Genomic DNA, 19,081 nt, shown 5'->3' on the forward strand with positions numbered 1-19,081 from the left:
AGAACAGCTATTGAATTCTCTACTGAAATAATGACATCTTTAGATACATTAAAAGCCTTAGTAGAGGTTAAGAAAAAGCATATAAACAAAGATAAATTAAAAGTTTATAATATAGCGGAATAAAAAAATAAACTAATATTTAGATTAATTAAAGGCGTTAGTCCGTAGAAGCTTTCGCCTTTAATTAATACTCTATAATTATTTTTTTATGTGAACTAAAATAAATATTAATCTTGATACTATCAGTTTTTTCTTTAATCATTAGATAGAGGATAAGAGTGGTAGTCATGAATTTCTTCATGTATAAGATTTTCATATTTATCATAATAGTATTTAATTGTAACAACTATTTTATCTCCCTTAGATACATTTCTATAGAGTTTTTTACTTTTAATAGAGTAGACCTCATCTTTATATATGGCATTAACTATAAAAATTTCTGACTCATAATCAAATGTGCCCATTACTGGATTATAGTGTTTTGAATCTTCTTTATAGCAGAAGCTTTCAACAGTCATTATATAAGTTCCAAATGAAATCCATTTGGTATATTTAAATAAATTTACTTTCTCATTAATATATGAAACTCCTGGCGTATCAAGAATTTTTTCTAATAATATTTTTTTCTCCATATACAAAAACTCCTTTCATATTATTTATTAATATTGTAGTACTTACTCATATAAATAAAACAAAAATATATTTATTAATGTGACTACATAACATAATCATTTTCTATTTCTTTCTTTAATCTATTAATTATAATGCTTAAAATTATTAATATAGCTACTACGATTATCAAAGCTACAATCAACCAAGGTGGAACTATGTGTCCAAAACCTCTATTGGCTGTAAATGCAGCAGTTGCAACAAGCCATCCAAATAAATTTAAAAATAAGAGCCTTGAATTTGATAATCTTCGCAATAAAACTTTTTTAGGTTCTATTTTTTGTTTAAATATTGAACGTAATTCTACTGACATCTCACCGCCACCATCGAATCTCTCGATTGCCTTATTTTGTGCTTCATCTATGTTATATCCATTTTCAATAAATTCATTTGCAGATGTTGTTAGATGTTCTCTTAGCTCTTCTTTTAAATCTTGAATCTCTTTGTTATTTTCGTTCTTATATAGTGTTTCTAAATACTCTTCTATTATTTTCATAAATCTAATCCCCCTTCTTTAGAAATTTGTTCATAATACCCTGTATAAAGTCCCACTCCTGAATTTTTATTTCTAAGTTATCCTTTCCGTCATCTGTTATATTGTAATACTTTCTCCTGCTTCCTACGCCTTGGTCATTTCCCCAATAAGATTTTATCAAACCCTTAGATTCTAATCTTTTAAGAGACACATAGAGTGTACTTTCTTTTAACTCAAATGTAGTTTCATCTCTAACCACTTTTGCTATTTCATATCCATATGAATCTCCTTTGTTTAGTATTGATAATATTAAAGTATCAATATGACCTTTAAGCACTTCTTTATTTAAGTCCATAAATTCACCTACTTTATGTTATCATATACCTCGTAATATAAGGTATATAGATATATAATAAAACATTTCATATTATTTTCCAAGTGTAAACTATAAAATTTTAATTATTATTTAAAAAGGGCATTCCATTTATGATTTAAAAATCATTTGGAAACGCCCTTTTTTATAATAATTGATTATACTAGACATCTTAAATCAATTTCCCTCTTTTTAACCTGTATCTGAATTTCGGTTAGAAGTTCCTCTTCATTGTTTGTAGATAGAGGGTCTATTATAGGTATCTCATATATATAATTTTCAATAGGTATCCTTTTATAATCAACATAGTCAACTAACTTTTTAAAAGCAGTATAATTTTCTCTGTAAGAACCTTTATATGTCATACAAATAAAATCACCAGCTGAAATTTCAGATATATATTTTTGAGATTTAGCATCAAATAAATCTCTTTCAACATTTACAAAGCTATTTTCATAGATGACTTTATCTTCGTTTAAGAATTTATCTATAGATACAAGACCACTTACTCCACCATAAAACACAGAGATATTATCTTCTAGTATATTTGCTATTTGTCTTCTGGAAAGTTCCATAGTTTCTTCGCTACTTAAACCTTCTTCATATTCTATGGATAAAATACTTCTTCTTGGAATATGTTTTCTTACTATTTTACCTACTTCATCTACTTTCATACCTTTTTCCATTGTTTCTTTTTTTGTACTTAATACTTTTTTTATAAGTTCTAATTCTTTAATTTTTTCATCTACTATATTAATCTTATTAGTTAATAATTTTAGAATTTCTTCATTGTTTTCATCTAACTTTTCTTTGATTTCTTTTAATGGCATACCTAGATACTTTAAGTATTTTATAATATCCAATTGTGAAAATTGGTCAATTGAGTAATATCTGTAATTGCTTTCTTGATCAACATGAACAGGTTTAAATAAATCTATTTGGTCATAGTATCTTAGTGTTTGTATGCTTATTTTGTGAAGCTTTGACATTTCACCTATTGAAAACTTTTTACTCATATAATCACCTCATTTGAGATTTAGAATATATTCCATGGATATTCATCAGGTGGAGTACATATAAATTCCATTTTTTCCTTTGTTGTTGGATGGCAAATTTCTATTTTATTAGACCAAAGAGAAATCTGTTGTCCAATTTTATTTACTTCTTGGCCATATCTTTGGTCTCCATATAAAGGGTGTTTTCTAGTTGCAAATTGAACTCTTATCTGATGAGAACGGCCAGTTTTTAAGTTTACTTGAACTAAGCTTAGATTTTCTTTAAAACCCAATACTTTATAACTAAGTTCAGCTTCTTTAGCATCTTTATGTTTTTTTTTCACGACACTTACCATATTTGTCTTTTTATTTTTATATAAAAAATCTTTTAATATGTCTGAATCGGATTTCATTTTACCATGAACAACTGCCATATAGGTTTTTTTGAATGTCTTATTTCTTACTTGTTCAGACAATCTTGAGGCAGCTTTTGATGTTTTGGCAAAAACCATGACTCCACCTACTGGTCTATCCAATCTATGTACCAAACCAATATATACGTTTCCAGGTTTATTGTACTTTGTTTTGATATAGTCTTTTAAAAGATTTACCATGTCCTTATCATTGGTATCATCTCCTTGAGATAATACATTTACAGGTTTCTCTACAACTAATAAATGGTTATCTTCATATATGACTTTTATCATTATTTGTTCTCCCATCTTCCAAATATACCACAAGGAAGTATTTTACCATCCCTAGAAGCTGGTATTCCTAGTTCACCGCCATAAATTTCTCCATTATTTGCCTTTTTTCCTATTGTTGTAGATAGTACATTTTCAAGAACTATTGGAGAGAAGCCTGTTGTGTAAGAATTAATTAGAAAGAATAAAGGATTATCAGATAAAACACCCATACATAAATCCACAAAGCTATATAATTTTTCTTCTATCTGCCATACTTCTCCCTTAGGTCCTCTTCCATAAGAAGGTGGGTCCATTATTATTGCATCATATTTCTTACCTCTTCTTATTTCTCTTTCAACAAACTTTACAACATCATCTACTATAAATCTTACTGTTTGATTTTTAAGTCCTGATAACTCTATATTTTCTTTTGCCCAGTTGACCATACCTTTTGCAGCATCAACATGACATACTTCTGCACCAGCGGATGCACATGCTACTGTAGCTCCTCCTGTATATGCAAAAAGATTTAATACTTTTATAGGTCTGTCAGCTTTTTTGATTTTGTCCATCATCCAGTCCCAATTGGCTGCTTGTTCTGGGAATAATCCAGTATGTTTAAATCCAGTTGGTTTAATGTGGAATTTTAAGTTTTTGTAATTTATAGTCCATTGTTCTGGATATCTTTTTTTGTGTTCCCATTGACCTCCACCTTTATTACTTCTATGATAATGTCCATGAGGGTTTTTCCATAGAGCCCATTCAGACTCCATTGGCCATACAACCTGTGGATCTGGTCTTCTAAGTACATACTTACCCCAACGCTCTAATTTTTCTCCATTTCCCATATCTATAAGTTCATAATCTTTCCATTTATCTGCTAATAATAACATATCTTTCCTCCTATAAAATAACTCTCAATCCTATGTATTATACCACAAAATCAGTCATTTTTTGCTGTTTTAGATACTTTCTATTCTTTACATTTATTGTTAACATTATTACTCTTTTAAACATATTATATAGTATCTGATTTTTTTAATAAGAGGAGGAGAGTTTTAATGGAAAATTATCAAGCTACAAATACTTGTACATATAACATATTATATGTGCAGTTTAATGAAGACTTTGGCAGAAGTAAGTACTTTTCATATGATGTAAAATATCCTATTCTTTACAATATTAGAAATCAATCTACCTATGTAAATCCGCCTATTTTAAACAACATAAATTCTGCTGTAAAAATGACTGTAAATAATTTTAAGGTTGGATTACAAGAAGAAGAACAAGAATATAATAATGCAGCTTCTCAAAATTCACTTCCAAAACAAAGTTACTGGGTTTCTACTAATTATGCAGTTACTTTTAGTAAAAACTATGTACTAAGTATGATATTAAATCTTATGGGATTTGCTGGTAGTTCTGGGCCTAAGTACAATACATTAAATAATTACAATATAGATTTAACAAATGGAAAAGAACTTTTACTAAGTGATATTTTTAGAGATGGAGTCGACTATATAAACATAATAACTGATTATATAAAATCTGAAATTAATGAAAATAGAGAAATGTATTATTCTAATGTAGAATTAGTTATACCTGTAGATCAGGCATTTTATATTACAGATGATGGGCTTGTTATCTATTTTGGTGTAGATGAAATAGCACCTGAAAGTTTTGGAATTCCTAAATTTAAGATAAGATTTTCTGATTTTGGAAATTTTATAAACCAACGTTTTTATTGCATTTCTCCAGACATATACATTCAATCAAGAGGAAGAGCTAAGCATTTTATGGTATAAAAATATAGATAATTCTGAGCCCTATTTTAGTGTATCTAGATTTATGCTGGAGTAGGGTTAAGATTTATCTATCTTAAAAACATAATTTAAACAGTACTATTTGTATATGTTAGTTATATAGACTTAGACCTACTGATAAACATTTATATAGTACAATTTGTATTAAAAGTTTTAACTTTTGACTCAACAAGAAGATTATATTATTATATATATTTAAGTTGCTATTTTTTTTTATACATTTGTTGATAAGCAGAGTTTTTATTGATTACTTCTACCTTTAAATTGGGATTACTTACTACCTCATACAAAAAAAGTTTTCCTAATTTTAACCTGATGTTCATCTCCAACCTGTTCCATTCATAGCCTTTGAACAATTCTTTTAATAAAAAAACCTCTCCGCAATGGATGTTTTTTAACTCATCTATTGCATCATTTAACAGACTATTCATATTATTTCCTCCAATTTGTATAATTTCATTAACTTCATTATATTGTTAATTTTTGACATAGTCAAACAAATTATAAAGGAATTATAATGGTGTCAAAAGTTAACAGTATTGACACCAAAAAATCGTTTTAGTAAAATGTATAAAGACATGTAGATACAGATATCTACAAATTTCTGCATTAAATATTTACGTTAGGAAGTGATTATTATTATATATGGATATTGCCGTGTCAGTACAAAGAATCAGACAGATAACAACAGTTTGTATCAACAACAGCAAGAGATATTAAGCAAGTATAACAATGCCAAAATAATAAAAGAAACTTATACAGGTACTACTACAAATAGACCTAAATTTGAAAAAATTATATCTTCTTTAAAAAAGGGAGATTTACTTGTTGCAACTAAACTTGATAGACTGGCTAGAAGTACATCAGAAGGAATACAACTGATAGAGGGTTTGTTTGCTAAAGAAGTTAGTGTCCATATTTTAAATATAGGTCTCCTAGAAAATACTTCAATGGGGAAGTTCTTTTTAACTACATTACTTGCAGTTGCAGAACTTGAAAGAAATATGATAATAGAACGAACTCAGTTGGGAAAAGAATTTGCTAGAAGGAAAAAAGATTTTAAGGATGGTAGACCAAAGAAATATAGTAATCAGCAGATACAATACGCATTGGGATTATTAAATTCTAAACCTTATAGAGAGGTTGTGAAGATGACTGGTATCTCTAAAAGCACACTTATTCGTGCGAAGAAATCAATTTAATGAGATTTTACTTATGAAAAATTAGAGGTATAAATAAATTGGATGATTTGAATATATTTATGCCTCTAATTAATTTTATTTACAGATATATGGATATAATAAATAGTAAAACTTTTTTTGATTTTTATATAAAGTTTTATAGAGTATATAATTTTCTTGATGTAGTATATTTTATTACATATGTTAAATCATAGTAATGTGTATAATTACTATAGACTTTTGATGAGAAAATGACAATGAAAGAATTTACACAGAGAACAAAAAATTGATGTTTTATGTATTGAATCAAATTTAATATAAAAAGAGATATGCATTAAAATAAGCTTATTTTAATACATATCTCTTTTTATGTTAAATTTCTTAAACATTGTATAAAAAATATCAAAAATATATTGACTCTATAGTTACTATAGAGTTTATAATTAAAACTGTAAAAAAGCAAAATAAGTGTCAGATTTTTAGAAATTATAACAAATATAAAAGTATACTTAAAAAGTTTGTACTAATTAAAGCTGAATTGGTGAAATTTGGCAGGGAAAACGTTGTATAAATAGGTCAAAACAGGAGGAATTAAAATGAGTAATAATATTAATCAAGATTTGGAGACAAAAATAATACATTGGGGACATAGTGCAGATCCAACAACAGGTGCATTAGCTACTCCAATATGTCAAACAGCAACATTTGCTGCAAAGACAGTAGAGCATTTTGAAGAGTTATGTATGACATGGGGGTATGTATATACAAGAGAGTGTAATCCTACACTTACAGAGTTAGAAGCTAAATTAGCTATGCTTGAAAATGCAGAAAGTGCTATATCTAGTACATCAGGTATGGGAGCAATAACATCTACTATATTAGCATTAGTAAAAAGTGGAGACCATATAGTTAGTTCTGATGGAATATTCTCACATACTAAATTATTTATGTCTGAGTTGTTGGCTAAATTTGGCGTTGAAGTTACGTTTGTGGATGCAGTAAATCCACAAAATGTAAAAGATGCAATGAAATCAAATACTAAGATAGTTTATATAGAAAGTCCATTAAATCCATCATTAGATTTAGTAGATATAAAAACAATAGCAGAAATAGCTCATGAAAATAAGAGTTTAGCTATTGTTGACAGCACTTTTGGTACTCCAATTATACAAAGACCAATAGACTTAGGTGCAGACTTAGTAATACATAGTCTTACTAAATTTATAAATGGACATGGAGATACTTTAGGGGGAGCTGTAGCAGGTTCAAAGGAATTAATAGATTTAGTGAGATGGCCAAGTTTATGTTGTTTTACAGGAGCATCTTTACCACCAATGAGTGCGTGGATGATTTTAAGAGGTATGAAAACGTTAGATATGAGAATGAAAAAACACTGTGAAAATGGATTGGCAGTAGCAGAGTTTTTAGAGCAAGAAGAAAATGTAGAATTGGTAAAATATCCAGCACTAAAAACTCATCCTCAGTATGAACTTTGCAAAACTCAAATGAATGGTTTAGGTGGAGGAGTAGTTTCATTTAAACTTAAAGATGGAATAAATGGATTAACAAGAGACCAAGCTAGTAGAAAATTAATGAATTCTTTAGAACTTGCAACAATAGCAACAAGTTTAGGAGAAGAACATACATTAGTTCAAATGAATGGAGAAAATCTAATAAGAATAGCAGTAGGATTAGAGTCTGCAAATGATATAATAAATGACTTTAAACAAGCTATAGAAAAATTAAAATAAAGTTATAGAAATAAAACTAGAAAATTAAAATCTTAAGGAGAGAAAATCATGGAAAACAAAAATAATGTTAAGAGATTTTTGGTAATATTCATATTGGCATTTGGAACAACAGCCATGTATAGTTTACCATATATGAAGTCATCATTTTATGATCCAATGCAACAAGCATTAGCATTGAGTCATACGCAAATAGGGAACTTATTGAGTTTATATGGATTAGTAGGAATGGTATCTTATTTTATAGGTGGATGGTTTGCTGATAGGTTTTCAGTTAGAAAACTGATAACTTTTTCTTTAATTGCTTCAGGAGCATTAGGGTTTTACTTCTCAACATTTCCATCATACAACATGATTCTTTTAATATTTGTATTATGGGGATTTACAACAATATTAACATTCTTCTCAGCTTCTGTTAAGGTTGTTAGAATGCAGGGTAGTGAATCAGAACAAGGAAGAATATTTGGATTTTATGAAGGGTTATCAGGGGTATCAGGTACGTTAATTTCTTTTATAGGTCTTTACTTCTTTGGAAAATTTGCTGAAATAACTATTGGATTTAAATATGTAGTATGGTTATATTCTGCAGCATCTATAATATGTGGTATACTTTTATTCTTCTTAGTAGAAGAAAAGAAAGATACTGGAGCATCAGATGAAGGATTAAGTATTAAATCATTACTAAAAGTAGTTACAATGCCAAAAGCTTGGCTGATTGGTCTTATAATATTTTCAACTTATTTAGTATTTTCAAGTTTAACTTATTTAAGCCCATACTTATCAGAAGTTTATGTAATGCCAATGACTTTAGTTTCAGCTTTATCAATAATTAGAACTTATGTTATAAAAATGGGAGCATCCCCTATTGCAGGTGTTATAACAGATAAAGTTGGTTCATCTATAAGAGTAATGTTTGTAGGGTTTATATTAATGACAATAAGTACAGCAGCTTACTTAGTAATCCCTAAGAGTGCAGGACTTATATGGATAGCTGTAATAAATATGATAATACTAAGTGTAATCTTATTTGGATTTAGAGGTATATACTTTGCATCTGTTTCAGAGTCTAATATATCTTTAGAAACTACAGGAGCAGTAGTTGGATTCGCTTCATTTATAGGATTTTCTCCAGATGCATTTTACTATACAGTTGCAGGTAACTGGTTAGATAAATATGGACAAACAGGATATACGTATATATTTATTTTATCTGTAGTGTGTGCAGTTATAGGTATATTTGCCACTTATGCTTTAAATAAAATAAATAAAAAAGAAAATAAAAACTTGAATAATAAAATTGCTTAAATACTTATAATTATTTATATAACTCTACCTATTTTTAAAAATGGGTAGAGTTGTTCATGTTTAAAATAAGAAATAGTTTCAGTTTAGAGATTTCATAATTATAAAATAACTTTATAACATGTGGTATAAAGTAAGTTTAATTAAAAAATGACAGTAACCATTTAAATATTAAAATAGAAAATTAAGACAATAATAAGAATATGGAGAGTAGATATGTTAGCATTATGGGAAAATGGAATTATAATTATATTTGCATTTCTATTGTTAGGGATAGGCTATTATTTTTCTAGAAATGTAAAAGATATGGAAAGTTATTACCTAGGAAATCGAAGTTTACCATGGTCTTTGATAGTAGGTACTTTGGTTGCCTCTTGGTATGGTGGAGTTGGTACAGTTGGTAGTGTAGAGTATGCAGCTATATATGGGATATCTGCATGGGCAGTATGGTCAATAGCTGCACACATTGGAAGAATGCCTTTAGCATTGTGGGTTGGACCAAGAATTCATATAAGAACTAATATAACAGTTCCTGATTTATTAGAAAGTTTTTATGGAAAGCAAGTTGCTATAATTGGAGCAGTTTTAATGTTTATATATTGTGCACAACTTGGAGAAATAACAGCTATGGGAACTATAGGTAATGTAGCTTGGGGAATTGATAAACAACTAATAGGGTTTATAATGGTAGTGGTAGTAGTTATATTGACAGTTCTTGGTGGTCTTATGGGAGTTGCCATTACAGATATGGTATTGTTTTTCTGCATGGTATTTGGTCTAACTATGGTCATGCCAGGTCAATTTGACCAAATAGGTGGTTTTCAAGGTCTTACAGAAGCACTTAAAGATGCACCTCAGCTAATGCATCCTACAAAAGGTATGTCAGCAATGAAAGCATTGATGTTAATAGTATATTCATTTGGAGCTTATTCAGACCCAACTTTCTATCAAAGGTTTTCGGCAGCAGATTCTCCAAAAGTTGGTAGGAGAGCCTTGTTGACTTGTTTTTCTCTGTGGATATGTTTTGACATGGTGTTAACTATGACAGGTCTTATAGTTAGAGCCACTTATCCAGAAATGGCTCCAGCAGCTGGATATATAACTTTAGTTTTAAATACATTGCCAGAAGGTATAAGAGTAATATTTATAATAGGAATTTTAGGTTCAATAATATCAACACTAGATAGTTATTATCTAGCAGCAGGAGCCACTTTAGCAAATGATATATATGGAAGAATTACTAAAAAAGAATTATCTCAAAAGCAATTAGTTAAACTTACTAGAGTAGGTGTATGTTTAGCGGCAGTTATGGGACTTAGTGTGGCGTTTAGATTTGAAAATGTATATGATGCATGTATATTTGTAGGAAGTATTTGGATGGGTTCAGCATTTGTACCTATAGTAGGAGGACTTCTTGGTAATGGAAGAAGAACATCTATGGGCAGTATTTTGGGAATGATTGTAGGTGGAGTAACTTTTGGTTATTTTAAAATGTTTCCAGTTCAAAGTTTTGAATTAGAGCCTCTTGTTATAGCCATCCCTCTTTCATTTATTGCATGGACAATAGGAAATAGAATAGGCGAAAATTTAAATACACAAAATAATCTATAAAAAGGAGTAGTTATTATGTCTAAATTGGTCTCTAAAGTAAAAAAAGATTTGGAAATAAAATGGATTGGTATAGATGGTTTTTTAGTACTATTATACTTCTTAATAACAGGATTTATATTTTATGGTATAGTAACTAGAAATGATATTATAGTTGGAAAGATAATCCCATATGGAGTTATGATAGCAGTAGTTATAATATTTTTTGATTATCTATATAGAGTATTCAAAATGACAAGAAAAAAAGAGGAAAGGGAATGATTTTATGGATATAAGAGCATTGCCTATAAAAATTACAAAAGATGAAGCTATAGATATAGCAAAAAGTGGAAAGAATTCCTTATTAAGTATGTTGATATTAAAAAATAAAGAAGTTCATGAAGTTAGACTTCATTATATAGAGTTTAAAGTCGTTACACTTAAAATTTATCAAAATAAATCTCCTTTCATGAAAAAAAAACAAGCTAGCAATATAAATGAATTAAATATTTTAGTAAATGGCTCTACAGGTGCTGGTAGTATAGTACAAGAATTACCAGTATCTGAAATTGTAAAAAATGTAGATAATGACATCATACAATATAGTGATAAGGATGAGAGAAGGGTAAAAGCAAAGGCAAATAAAATGGCTATAAGATTAAGTCACAGGTTTATGGGGGGGATACCAGAGATTGAGATAGTTAAAATTGAAAGTATCTTTAGACCATACTGGGTAGTATTCTTTGGAAAAGTGGAATTAAATACAAGAGTAAGTTACTTGCCAATTGAAGCAGATGGCTTTGTTATAGGAATGTAAGATATTTTATATAAATATATTTTACACTTATTGTATAATACATATTGAGAGAAGAGATAATATTTAGTTATATACAAAGTAGCTTCTATATTAGATAACCTAATTTATAATAAGTGATTTTAATGTATATAGATTATAATAATGGAGGAAATTTTCTTATGACAAACTATAAATATACAGGATTTTATATAGAAAAACCAGTAGGAAATAATGTATTTTCATATGAAGAAAGAGAAAATAAGAGTATATATGTTCCAAAACTAATAAGTGGAACACTGGATGATGTGAAATTGGGAAATAAAGTAGTATTTAATGAAATTGATGAAAATAAAGAGATAAAAGCAAAAGGATTGGAAAATATGGTCGAATATGTCCTGGGAAATAAAAGAATATATGTTTTTGATAATCATAACCATGCATTTTATTTTTGGATAAAATCTATGATGGTAAATGAATTCACAAGAGGATGTAAACTAGTACATGTAGACCAGCATAAGGATACTAGAGAGCCTAAAAACTACAATGTAGATATAAATAATCTGGAGGATGTATTTAGGTATACAAATGAGGTTTTAAATGTAGGAAGTTTTATAAAACCAGCATTAAAACATAGTATATTTTCAGAATTAATAATAATAGATAGCTCATATGGCTTTGATTTAGATATAGAACCAGAGTTTGTTCTTGATATAGATTTAGATATATTTTCAGAGGATATGGACTATATACCATTTGATTTTAAACTAGAAAAGATAAAAAATCTAATTAAAAAGGCTAAAGTTGTAACAATTGCTACTAGTCCTTACTTTATAAACCAAGAGTATGCTATAAAAGTATTAAAAGAATTGTTTAATTATGATATAATGTAAGAGTTAACTTTAAATAGAATATGGTATAATCAAAAAGAAGAAACTTCCAATCTAACTAAAAGATTTTATACTATAAAAAAACTAAAAAAATATAGATATACTTAGGAGGAAAAAAGTATGAGTTTATATACTGAATGGAGAAATTTAAGTGATAACCACGAGAATCAAGAAACAGAGGTAAAATTCTGGGAAGAATATTTAAAAGTTGAAGCTGGAATATACAATGAAATATTAAATAATAAAATGGATGTTGTTGAAGGTAAAGTAAGTGAATTAGCTGAAAAATTTGGAACTACTAATGAATTTTTCATGGGATTCATAGATGGAATAAGTGAAAGTTTAAAAGAAGATATAGTTTTAGAAGATGTAGAAGCTGATAAAGAAGTTTCTATAAAAATAGATTGGGAAAAATTATATAACAATATGGTAACTGTTGAGGCTCATTGGCTATATAATTTACAAGGTTGGGAAGAAATATTACCAGCAGACCAAAGAAAAGAAATAATAAAAGCATACAAAAAATCTAAAACAGTAGTTAAAGAAGCAAAAATAGGAAGAAATGATTCATGCCCATGTGGAAGTGGTAAAAAATATAAGAAATGTTGTGGAAAGTAAGGTAATCTTATGTTTATTTTAAGATTTGCAGATGATGAAGACAATTTATCAGTTAAAGATTTTACATCTTTAACTGATTTAAAAAAATATATTAGTGAAAATAGTATAGATAAAACATGGCATCAAATTGAAGAAGTTAAAAAAGTAATACCTAACCTAAAAGAGGAATAAAATTAAGTAACACTAAAAAGAATATTAAAAAATAGTTGTCAATAGTTGTCTATAAGGACAACTATTTCTATTTTTAGATATAAATATAAAATATACAGGGGGTATAAATATGAAATTTATTGATTTACATTGTGATACTATAGCAAAATTAATGGAAAATGTGGAAACAAGTGAACTTAAAACTAACAAATATTCTGTTGATATAGACAGGTTGAAAAAAGGGGATTCATTGGCTCAAACATTTGCTCTTTTTGTTGATACTGAAGAAGTAAAACATCCTTTTGATTACTGTATGAGTATGGCAGATAAATTTCATAAAGAAATGAAAAAAAATAGTGATGTAATAGCTCTAGCTACTAACTATGAAGAAATTATGAAAAATCAATCAGAGAATAAACTTACAGCACTTTTATCTATAGAGGAAGGGGCAGTACTTGAAGGTAGAATAGAAAACTTAAAGAAGTTTTATGATTTAGGTGTTAGAATGATGACAATAAGTTGGAATCATGTGAATGAGTTAAGTTTTCCTCATAATAAGATAGAGTATAGAGAAAAAGGTCTTACAGATTTTGGTAGAGAAGTTGTACATAAGATGAATGAACTAGGTATGCTAGTTGATATTTCTCATATTTCAGATGGTGGATTTTATGAAATTGCAAAAATATCTTCTAAACCAATAATAGCTACACATTCAAATTCAAGAGCAATGATGAATCATACTAGAAACCTAACTGATGATATGATTAAAGTGTTGGCTAATAAGGGTGGGGTTACAGGAATAAACTTCTTCCACTTGTTTTTAAGTGATAAAAGTGAAAGTAAGCTTGAAGATATGGTTAGACATATAAAACATATTGTAAATGTTGGAGGAATTGATGTTGTAGCTTTAGGCTCAGATTTCGATGGAATACATTCAAAGGTTGAGATTGAAGATATATCTCAAATGGGTAAATTATATGAACCTCTAAAAAAAGAAGGATTTAGTGAAGATGAAATAGAAAAAATATACTATAAAAACGCTTTAAGGGTAATAAAAGAAGTGTTATAAGAAATGTTTTTTTGACATTAGGAAACAAAGTTTTATATCGAACATAGTATAAACTAAGATAAAAATTTATTGGAGGTTTAACTATGAAGGTAGGAGACATTGTAGCTAGAAAGTCACATAACAAAGATATTGTATTTAAAATAGTCTCTTTTGGTGTAGATGAAAATAATGAAAAAATAGCTATACTAAAAGGAATTGCATTTAGAGTAATAGCAGATGCTTATATTGATGACCTTGAATTAGTAAAAGCACCTGATATAAAAGATATATTAATAGATAAAAATGTAGAAAATTTATTATATAAGTCAGTAAGAAAGGCTAAAGAGAGACAGAAAAAGATGACAAGGGCAGTTCCAAAACTTCAATTAAATTCTAACACATATGGGATGCCTGGAAAAGTACTACAAATAGATGGAGATAAAGAGTATTTAAAAATTTGTTTGGATGTATATGCTCAACTTGGAATACCTGCAGTAGGAGTAGCAGTTTCAGAGCAAAATCAGCATAAAGAAATAAGAGCATTACTAGAAAAATATAATCCGGATATACTAGTAATTACAGGACATGATGCAATGACAATAAAAAGAGGAGATATAGAAGATATGAATAACTATAGAAACTCTTTAAATTTTATGAAAACAGTTAAAGAAGCGCGTAAATGGCAACCAAATTTGGATAATCTTGTAATATTTGCAGGTGCATGTCAGTCAAATTATGAAAAAATAATAAATGCAGGAGCGAATTATGCAAGTTCCCCTGGTAGAATAATGATACATGCTTTAGACCCTGTTTTTGTAGTAGAAAAAATTGCATGTTCAAGAATTGATGTAGTAGTACCTATTGATGAGGTTATAGAGCAGACTATCACAGGTGTTAAGGGTATTGGTGGCTCTGAAACAAGAGGGAAATTTAGATGGGCAATGCCAAAAACAATATTGCATTAACAAAAATTAACATAATTATACTGTATATATTCAAAAATAGTATTGACATTTTTGCAAAAAATATATAAAATAATTAGTTTAAACGTTTGACAAAAATGTTTATATGTGATATTATGTAAACATATAAACGTTAAAGAAGGTGATATTGTGGCTACTGTTCAAACTCTAGATAAGATAAGAGTAAGCTTAGAAAGACATATAGGAAAGAAGATATTGTTGAAAGCTAATAAAGGAAGAAAGCAGATTATTACAAAAGAGGGTATACTAGAAAAAGTTTATCCAAGCGTGTTTGTTATAAAATTAGATGATGAAAGTAATGGATATCCTAGGGTATCTTATAGTTACTCAGATTTATTAACATCTAATGTAAAGTTGCAAGTTTTTAGAGATCAAGATAAATTACAAATAAGTTAAAATTATACCTATTAAAAATAGGTGTAATTTTTTTTTTGCTCCTTAAATATAAATATAGTGTGATACTTTTATAATACTTAAGGGGGTAAACTATGGAATTAATTAAAGATGTAATTAAAATTGACAATAGAATAGACTTTGGGAAATTTCAAACATTTATTGAGGCAGAAGCAGTAGTGCCAGACAAGAAACTAGATGTATATGAGATTGTAAAGACTGAGGGTTACATATCACTTAAAAAAATTGAGATAGCAGACGGAAAGATACTTTGTAGAGGAAGTTTTAATTACAACGTAATTTACATCGCAGACGATAAAAATACTGTTTCTAATGTAGATGGAAAAGTGGATATAAACGAAGTAATAGAAAAAGATAATGTTATGCAAGATATGGAATACATGTTATTTTCAGAGGTAGAGCATATGGACTGCACTATAATGAATGAGAGAAAGATTAAAGTAGGAGCTCTTATGAATATAAGAGGAAGTTTATTTGAAAAACAAAGATTAGATATTGTAAAGGATGTAGCACAGGTAGAAGGCATACAAAAGCATAGAAAGGAAATTTGTTTTCAAGATATAGTGGGAATAGAAAAAGCAGAAAGTTCTATAAGAGACACTATAACTATAAATACAGAAGAAATTCAATCTATAATAAGCTTAAATCCTTGTGTTAAAGTAAAAGAAAGTAGAGTAACTGATAATAAGGTTATTATTGGTGGAGTGTTAGAAATAAATCCATTGGCTTGTACATATGAGGGTGAACTTGTAGAGTTAGATAGAGTGGGTATAGAGTTTACTCAGTTTGTAGAAGTTCCTGGAGTGAGTGATGGCATGACTGAGGAAGTATTATTGTCCATGTCAGACTTTAATCATATTTTTAAACAAAATAGTGAAAGTAATACAGGTCTATTAGAAATAGATTGTATGGCTTGTTGCAAGGTAAAAGTTACAGATGAAGTGACAAGAGAGGTATTACAAGATGCATACTCTCCTCAAAAGATAATAAAATTTGACCATAAACCTATTCAACTAAATAAGACTTTGAGAAATAGTGAAGAAACATTTATGGTTAGAGAAGGAATAAGAAATGATAATGATGATATACAAATAAAAGATATTGTAAGCGTTTGTCCAACTATGTCTATAGAAAATAGCTACATTGAAGGAAATAAAAGTATTATACAAGGGATTATAAAAGTTGAAATTTTATTTATTCCAGTTGAAGGGCTAAAGTTAGTTTATAAAATTAGTGAAGAAATTCCATTTGAGCATGATATAGAGATGGATAATTTAACTGATACAGCATCTGTTTTTAATACAGCATGTATTGATAAAATTGAAGTTGATTTAAATAGAGACCAAATAGATTTAGTTATAAAAATCAAAAGATTTACTGAAGCATTAGATAAAAAGGCAGAAAGCTTTATTGTTAAAGGTGAAGATCAAGGTGTGTATGATTTATCTAAAGCCCCAAGTATAATTGTATATATATGTAAAGAAGGAGATACTTTCTGGAATATTGCAAAAAAATACAATACAACAGAAAATGAAATTGCAGAACTTAATGATATAAAACTTGACGAAGCAATTAAGCCTGGTAAGTGTCTTATTTTAGAAAAAAAAGTCGTATTAGTAGATTAATATTAAAAAATTTAAAGTAATTAAGTATAATAGGGTATTATAATACCCTATTATTTTATTTTTTGTAGTATAATATTATTGTTAGTGATGCATTATTCTTTAAACAAGGAGGATAGAATGGATTTTATAAAACTAAAGAGCAGAGCAAAAATAAATTTATCCATTGATGTCTTAGGAAAAAGGCAAGACGGTTATCATTTTGTTGAAATGATAATGCAAACGATAGATTTATACGATATAGTAAAAATAAAAGGATTAGATAAAGATGAAATAAAGGTAAAAAGCACTAGTTTAGATATTCCTTTAGATGAAGATAATATTGTTTATAAAGCTGCCAAAATAATTAAGAATAAATTTAATATAAAAAAAGGTGTAGAAGTATTCATAGAAAAAAATATTCCTGTAGCAGCAGGGATGGCTGGAGGAAGTTCCAATGCCGCCGCAGTATTAGTAGGATTAAATGAATTATGGAAACTTGAGTTATCTGAAGATGAATTAAAAGAAATAGGATTTAATTTAGGAGCAGATGTTCCATTTTGTATATCAGGAAGGCCTGCTTTAGCTCAAGGTGTTGGAGAAAAACTAACAGATATTAAAGGTTTACCATGTGATATAAGTATTTTAATATGTAAACCAGAATTATTTGTTTCTACAAAAGAAGTTTATCAAGGATTAGACTTGAATAATATTAAAAAAAGACCCAATAATAAATATTTGATGGAGTGTTTAAATTCAGAAGATATAAGAGCTGTATCAGAAAATATGATAAATGTTCTTGAAAATGTTACTATAAGTAAATATGAAGAAATAAATAATATAAAGCAAGTTATGATGAAAAATAATGCTTTAGGTTCTATGATGAGTGGCAGTGGTCCTACAGTTTTTGGATTATTTGAAAGTAAAGAAGACGCTCTAATTGGAAAAAAAGAATTATTAAAAAAATATAAACAGGTATATGTTGTTAACAGCAGTCAAAAAGGGGTTGAAATTTGTGGAGAATTTAACTAAACTAAACTTGGATAATTACAAGCCATTAAGAGATGTAGTCTTCGAAAATTTAAGAGAGGCAATCTTAGAAGGGAAATTAAAGCCTGGTCAAAGGCTGATGGAAGTACAACTAGCAGAACAATTAGGCGTAAGTAGAACTCCAGTAAGAGAGGCAATAAGAAAGCTTGAATTAGAAGGTTTAGTTGTTATGTTACCTAGAAAAGGTGCATATGTAGCAAATATGTCTTTAAAGGATCTTCTAGATGTATTAGAAGTAAGAGCAAGCTTAGAAGGTTTAGCAGCGTCTCTTGCTGCTGAAAGAATTAGTGATGATGATATAAAAAAACTTAAAGATATATCAGAAGCGTTAAAAAAAAGCATTTTAGAATCAGATTTAGATGCACTATTGAAACAAGATGTAGAATTTCATGAATGTATATTTAAAGCAACAAACAATAAAAAATTAATCCAATTGATAAACTCCTTATGGGAACAAGTGTATAGGTTTAGAGTTACTTATATGTCTGATTACGACTCATCACTTAATATTGTTGAAGAACATAGATTTTTACTTGATGCCATAATCAAAGGTGATAGTGAATTGTCGAAGAAATATGCTACAGAGCATATAGAAAAAGCAGAGCAATTTATGATAGATAAGGCTATGATGAATAAAGACTTATAAAATTTAAAAACTACTTTGAAATGGTTATAATCATTTCAAAGTAGTTTTT

At 28.3% G+C, this 19,081-nt stretch carries 23 protein-coding genes; 16 read left to right on the plus strand and 7 right to left on the minus strand.

Annotation, left to right across the window (positions count from 1 at the left end):
- Positions 1-254 precede the first annotated feature (254 nt).
- The 6 genes from KGF46_RS18405 to KGF46_RS18430 form a co-directional block, all read right to left on the minus strand.
- Entirely contained in the window at positions 255-632 is a 378-nt protein-coding gene (locus KGF46_RS18405; RefSeq protein ID WP_227828650.1) for a DNA polymerase III subunit delta, read from the minus strand.
- A gap of 83 nt (positions 633-715) precedes the next feature.
- The gene (locus KGF46_RS18410) at positions 716-1,165 is read right to left on the minus strand and encodes a permease prefix domain 1-containing protein (RefSeq protein WP_227828651.1); all 450 of its coding nucleotides are present in this window, start codon (positions 1,163-1,165) and stop codon (positions 716-718) included.
- 4 nt (positions 1,166-1,169) lie between these two features.
- Positions 1,170-1,499 (minus strand): PadR family transcriptional regulator, encoded by a 330-nt coding sequence (locus tag KGF46_RS18415; RefSeq protein WP_227828652.1) that lies wholly within the window; start codon positions 1,497-1,499, stop codon positions 1,170-1,172.
- Between the two features lie 176 nt (positions 1,500-1,675).
- Positions 1,676-2,533: a MerR family transcriptional regulator gene (locus KGF46_RS18420; RefSeq protein WP_227828653.1), complete on the minus strand. Its 858-nt coding sequence runs from the start codon at positions 2,531-2,533 to the stop codon at positions 1,676-1,678.
- Positions 2,534-2,553: 20 nt separating this feature from the next.
- Positions 2,554-3,219 carry an RluA family pseudouridine synthase gene (locus KGF46_RS18425; RefSeq protein WP_227828654.1) on the minus strand — a complete coding sequence of 222 codons (666 nt, stop codon included), beginning with the start codon at positions 3,217-3,219 and terminating at the stop codon, positions 2,554-2,556.
- The gene (locus KGF46_RS18430) at positions 3,219-4,091 is read right to left on the minus strand and encodes a class I SAM-dependent methyltransferase (protein WP_227828655.1); all 873 of its coding nucleotides are present in this window, start codon (positions 4,089-4,091) and stop codon (positions 3,219-3,221) included. Before KGF46_RS18430 ends, KGF46_RS18425 begins: the two co-directional genes overlap by 1 nt.
- A gap of 168 nt (positions 4,092-4,259) precedes the next feature.
- Here KGF46_RS18430 and KGF46_RS18435 point away from each other — a divergent pair, with 168 nt between their 5' ends.
- Positions 4,260-5,003: an RsiV family protein gene (locus tag KGF46_RS18435; RefSeq protein ID WP_227828656.1), complete on the plus strand. Its 744-nt coding sequence runs from the start codon at positions 4,260-4,262 to the stop codon at positions 5,001-5,003.
- Positions 5,004-5,224: 221 nt separating this feature from the next.
- On the opposite strand, the gene KGF46_RS18440 is transcribed toward KGF46_RS18435, so the two are convergent.
- Complete coding sequence (locus tag KGF46_RS18440) at positions 5,225-5,452, minus strand: single-stranded DNA-binding protein (RefSeq protein ID WP_227437569.1); 228 nt, start codon at positions 5,450-5,452, stop codon at positions 5,225-5,227.
- Between the two features lie 201 nt (positions 5,453-5,653).
- Between KGF46_RS18440 and KGF46_RS18445 the strand changes: the two genes are divergently transcribed.
- From KGF46_RS18445 to KGF46_RS18515, 15 genes are all read left to right on the plus strand, one after another.
- Positions 5,654-6,223 (plus strand): recombinase family protein, encoded by a 570-nt coding sequence (locus KGF46_RS18445; RefSeq protein ID WP_227828683.1) that lies wholly within the window; start codon positions 5,654-5,656, stop codon positions 6,221-6,223.
- A gap of 575 nt (positions 6,224-6,798) precedes the next feature.
- Entirely contained in the window at positions 6,799-7,953 is a 1,155-nt protein-coding gene (locus KGF46_RS18450; protein WP_227437567.1) for a trans-sulfuration enzyme family protein, read from the plus strand.
- Positions 7,954-8,001: 48 nt separating this feature from the next.
- Positions 8,002-9,255, plus strand: coding sequence for an MFS transporter (locus tag KGF46_RS18455; protein ID WP_227842928.1), 1,254 nt, complete (start codon positions 8,002-8,004; stop codon positions 9,253-9,255).
- Positions 9,256-9,468: 213 nt separating this feature from the next.
- On the plus strand, positions 9,469-10,863 hold the full coding sequence (locus KGF46_RS18460; protein ID WP_227862229.1) for a sodium:solute symporter family protein: 1,395 nt from the start codon (positions 9,469-9,471) through the stop codon (positions 10,861-10,863).
- Positions 10,864-10,878: 15 nt separating this feature from the next.
- Positions 10,879-11,121 carry a hypothetical protein gene (locus KGF46_RS18465; RefSeq protein ID WP_227839238.1) on the plus strand — a complete coding sequence of 81 codons (243 nt, stop codon included), beginning with the start codon at positions 10,879-10,881 and terminating at the stop codon, positions 11,119-11,121.
- Between the two features lie 4 nt (positions 11,122-11,125).
- Positions 11,126-11,656, plus strand: a complete 531-nt coding sequence (locus KGF46_RS18470; RefSeq protein ID WP_227828660.1) for a hypothetical protein — start codon at positions 11,126-11,128, stop codon at positions 11,654-11,656.
- Positions 11,657-11,814: 158 nt separating this feature from the next.
- The gene (locus KGF46_RS18475) at positions 11,815-12,525 is read left to right on the plus strand and encodes a UPF0489 family protein (RefSeq protein WP_227839239.1); all 711 of its coding nucleotides are present in this window, start codon (positions 11,815-11,817) and stop codon (positions 12,523-12,525) included.
- 117 nt (positions 12,526-12,642) lie between these two features.
- Complete coding sequence (locus tag KGF46_RS18480; RefSeq protein WP_227828662.1) at positions 12,643-13,140, plus strand: SEC-C metal-binding domain-containing protein; 498 nt, start codon at positions 12,643-12,645, stop codon at positions 13,138-13,140.
- Between the two features lie 9 nt (positions 13,141-13,149).
- Positions 13,150-13,311 carry a hypothetical protein gene (locus KGF46_RS18485; RefSeq protein WP_227839240.1) on the plus strand — a complete coding sequence of 54 codons (162 nt, stop codon included), beginning with the start codon at positions 13,150-13,152 and terminating at the stop codon, positions 13,309-13,311.
- A 109-nt stretch (positions 13,312-13,420) separates the two neighbouring features.
- Positions 13,421-14,359, plus strand: a complete 939-nt coding sequence (locus KGF46_RS18490) for a dipeptidase (protein ID WP_227828663.1) — start codon at positions 13,421-13,423, stop codon at positions 14,357-14,359.
- A gap of 83 nt (positions 14,360-14,442) precedes the next feature.
- The gene (gene yabG / locus KGF46_RS18495; protein ID WP_227828664.1) at positions 14,443-15,303 is read left to right on the plus strand and encodes a sporulation peptidase YabG; all 861 of its coding nucleotides are present in this window, start codon (positions 14,443-14,445) and stop codon (positions 15,301-15,303) included.
- 147 nt (positions 15,304-15,450) lie between these two features.
- The gene (locus KGF46_RS18500) at positions 15,451-15,717 is read left to right on the plus strand and encodes a Veg family protein (protein ID WP_009892135.1); all 267 of its coding nucleotides are present in this window, start codon (positions 15,451-15,453) and stop codon (positions 15,715-15,717) included.
- 92 nt (positions 15,718-15,809) lie between these two features.
- Positions 15,810-17,360: a DUF3794 and LysM peptidoglycan-binding domain-containing protein gene (locus tag KGF46_RS18505; RefSeq protein ID WP_227437546.1), complete on the plus strand. Its 1,551-nt coding sequence runs from the start codon at positions 15,810-15,812 to the stop codon at positions 17,358-17,360.
- A 117-nt stretch (positions 17,361-17,477) separates the two neighbouring features.
- Positions 17,478-18,368, plus strand: coding sequence for a 4-(cytidine 5'-diphospho)-2-C-methyl-D-erythritol kinase (gene ispE, locus KGF46_RS18510; RefSeq protein WP_227828665.1), 891 nt, complete (start codon positions 17,478-17,480; stop codon positions 18,366-18,368).
- Entirely contained in the window at positions 18,352-19,032 is a 681-nt protein-coding gene (locus KGF46_RS18515) for a GntR family transcriptional regulator (RefSeq protein ID WP_227828666.1), read from the plus strand. Before ispE ends, KGF46_RS18515 begins: the two co-directional genes overlap by 17 nt.
- Positions 19,033-19,081: the final 49 nt, after the last annotated feature.

The organism is Clostridioides sp. ZZV14-6153, assembly GCF_020657855.1.
Lineage (GTDB): Bacteria > Bacillota > Clostridia > Peptostreptococcales > Peptostreptococcaceae > Clostridioides.

What these genes read in the sequence shown, in the direction of transcription:
- KGF46_RS18405 (WP_227828650.1), bottom strand. Translation starts at nt 632, where the DNA reads ATGGAGAAAAAAATATTATTAGAAAAAATTCTTGATACGCCAGGAGTT.
- KGF46_RS18410 (WP_227828651.1), bottom strand. Translation starts at nt 1,165, where the DNA reads ATGAAAATAATAGAAGAGTATTTAGAAACACTATATAAGAACGAAAAT.
- KGF46_RS18415 (WP_227828652.1), bottom strand. Translation starts at nt 1,499, where the DNA reads ATGGACTTAAATAAAGAAGTGCTTAAAGGTCATATTGATACTTTAATA.
- KGF46_RS18420 (WP_227828653.1), bottom strand. Translation starts at nt 2,533, where the DNA reads ATGAGTAAAAAGTTTTCAATAGGTGAAATGTCAAAGCTTCACAAAATA.
- KGF46_RS18425 (WP_227828654.1), bottom strand. Translation starts at nt 3,219, where the DNA reads ATGATAAAAGTCATATATGAAGATAACCATTTATTAGTTGTAGAGAAA.
- KGF46_RS18430 (WP_227828655.1), bottom strand. Translation starts at nt 4,091, where the DNA reads ATGTTATTATTAGCAGATAAATGGAAAGATTATGAACTTATAGATATG.
- KGF46_RS18435 (WP_227828656.1), top strand. Translation starts at nt 4,260, where the DNA reads ATGGAAAATTATCAAGCTACAAATACTTGTACATATAACATATTATAT.
- KGF46_RS18440 (WP_227437569.1), bottom strand. Translation starts at nt 5,452, where the DNA reads ATGAATAGTCTGTTAAATGATGCAATAGATGAGTTAAAAAACATCCAT.
- KGF46_RS18450 (WP_227437567.1), top strand. Translation starts at nt 6,799, where the DNA reads ATGAGTAATAATATTAATCAAGATTTGGAGACAAAAATAATACATTGG.
- KGF46_RS18455 (WP_227842928.1), top strand. Translation starts at nt 8,002, where the DNA reads ATGGAAAACAAAAATAATGTTAAGAGATTTTTGGTAATATTCATATTG.
- KGF46_RS18460 (WP_227862229.1), top strand. Translation starts at nt 9,469, where the DNA reads ATGTTAGCATTATGGGAAAATGGAATTATAATTATATTTGCATTTCTA.
- KGF46_RS18465 (WP_227839238.1), top strand. Translation starts at nt 10,879, where the DNA reads ATGTCTAAATTGGTCTCTAAAGTAAAAAAAGATTTGGAAATAAAATGG.
- KGF46_RS18470 (WP_227828660.1), top strand. Translation starts at nt 11,126, where the DNA reads ATGGATATAAGAGCATTGCCTATAAAAATTACAAAAGATGAAGCTATA.
- KGF46_RS18475 (WP_227839239.1), top strand. Translation starts at nt 11,815, where the DNA reads ATGACAAACTATAAATATACAGGATTTTATATAGAAAAACCAGTAGGA.
- KGF46_RS18480 (WP_227828662.1), top strand. Translation starts at nt 12,643, where the DNA reads ATGAGTTTATATACTGAATGGAGAAATTTAAGTGATAACCACGAGAAT.
- KGF46_RS18485 (WP_227839240.1), top strand. Translation starts at nt 13,150, where the DNA reads ATGTTTATTTTAAGATTTGCAGATGATGAAGACAATTTATCAGTTAAA.
- KGF46_RS18490 (WP_227828663.1), top strand. Translation starts at nt 13,421, where the DNA reads ATGAAATTTATTGATTTACATTGTGATACTATAGCAAAATTAATGGAA.
- yabG (WP_227828664.1), top strand. Translation starts at nt 14,443, where the DNA reads ATGAAGGTAGGAGACATTGTAGCTAGAAAGTCACATAACAAAGATATT.
- KGF46_RS18505 (WP_227437546.1), top strand. Translation starts at nt 15,810, where the DNA reads ATGGAATTAATTAAAGATGTAATTAAAATTGACAATAGAATAGACTTT.
- ispE (WP_227828665.1), top strand. Translation starts at nt 17,478, where the DNA reads ATGGATTTTATAAAACTAAAGAGCAGAGCAAAAATAAATTTATCCATT.